General features: G+C 30.7%; 1 protein-coding gene. It reads right to left on the reverse strand.

All coding sequences use genetic code 11. The features are described from left to right. Positions 1-1,363 (reverse strand): UPF0182 family protein (locus AC3DU7_RS32290; RefSeq protein WP_488043308.1); only part of this gene is annotated, 1,363 nt, incomplete at its 3' end. Positions 1,364-2,047: the final 684 nt, after the last annotated feature.

The raw sequence follows: 2,047 nt of genomic DNA on the forward strand, positions 1-2,047 counted from the left end.
GTTTAATATATGGACTTTCTCGGTCTATTTCGTTAGGTTGTACCATGGTTATTTGTACAATTTTTGGTAATAACCAACCAGTGACTACTGCTATGATTAAATACCATGTTAATATAGCTCTTAATGAATAGCTATTAGCAAATAGTTTTGCACTCAATTTTCTCTTTTTTTTCCTTCTTCGGCTCAAACGCAGAAATCGGAGACTGGCTTCAATATAAGGCTGAATATCTTTAACAGAAAAAATTGCTTGCCAAAACAAAAATAATGCAATTAATAATGCTAAAACTGCCAAAAATATATAAGCAGGAAGCTGAACTTTGACATCTGTGTAACCAGCACCATAGATGACACCACGCTGAGAATAAACTAATTCAAAACAAGCTAGAAAGTAACTATAGGCTATGGTTAATATAAAACCTCCACCTAAAGTATGAAGATGTCGTTGTTGTTGGTGAGAAAATTGATGAAAATAGCCTTTACTTAGACTATTGCCAGACAATAAATAGATGAGAGTACAAGCAACCAGTCCATATAAAAATAACCCTATCAACCAAAAATTTAATAATTGTAATACTGGAATTTGAAAAACATAAAAACTGATATTTATATTAAATAAATCTTCTTTTTCAGCAAAAGGAGTACTATTAAATAGTTGTAATATATTTCCCCAATGATTTGAAAGAACAAAACTAAAAATTAAACTTAGCACTATCGCAAATATACTTAACCATAATATGGGATTAATAATAACAATAATACCTAATACAATAAATAATCCTAATATCCACCAGTTAGATGGTATTTGACTGAATATTTGCCACATTGATTCTATGCTAAATGCTGAAGGAATTTGTGGAGATACTTTCGCAACTGTGAAATCAGGATGCCAATAATCAGTAAATACTTGAATATAATGGGTGAGAATAAGTCCTATTAATAAAATTAGTCCTAATACTAAACATAACAACCACCCCAGATTAAATGAGGGTTCAATACGCAACTTACTTGATGGCAGAGTTACTGGTGGAATTAGCATCATTTCTTCATATACTTCGGTTTTTCGATTTTGATTTTTTGGATACTTAAATATACTCGCTAGTCTGAGATTTGCTAAAAAGAAGACTGATGTAATTACAAAAGTAATTATCCATAATAAAGTTTCAGTTTGTAATTTAGTTATTAAGACATACAAATAATTAAGTTCTTCAAACCATAAAAATTCAGCCAATATATTAGTAGATAAATCAAATATTACCCACAATCCCAATAGAATGAAAAATATCGTTACTATCTGTAGGAAGTTGAGATTTTCTAGTGCTTTGGATGACCTAAGTTTTAGTCTGTAAAGAATATTAAATTTCATATAATTAATAATTCAGGAGTCAGAATGAATAGGTATAATACGATTTTTGATGCTGTAAACTATTTTTTTTGTCAAACATCTATTTCATAATAAAGTATTTTAATAGTGCCTATTATTCATAACATTATTTTTTTAAATTTGTATAAAATATGGGTGTTAGCATTAGATACATAGTAAGCATTTCTTCGGGAATGCTGCGCAAACAGCCATCAGCTATTGCTTCTTTTTAGTTCTAGATAAAAGCTTTACTAATTGAGTGAGAATTAAATTTTACTATAAAAGCTGACTGAAACAATCTATATATTACAGCGCTTTTCGCTCTTGATGAACCACATCGTCATAACCAAAACCCAGGACGTTCCATGCAATCTCCCTACTGTGTGAAAACTGCTGTAAAATCTTCTTATAAGAAGCTTATATAGCAATCCTAAATAGGTTGCGACAAATCAAAAAGTAGATAAAAAAACTGAAACTCCCTCCTGTTGCCCGTTGCCTGTTGCCTGTTGCCTAAAAGCAGTAGGATTTTTATACACAAATAAAATAGGATTGCTATAGCTAGTTAATAATTATATCACCTACATAGGGGATCACCCGATTTCTACCTTTTTGTTTTGCTTGATAAAGTGCCCGATCGGCTCCTGCAATTAAACTTTTATAAGTAGCTTCAGGGAAAGGAATAATACT

The sequence above is a fragment of the Okeania sp. genome (genome assembly GCF_983059655.1).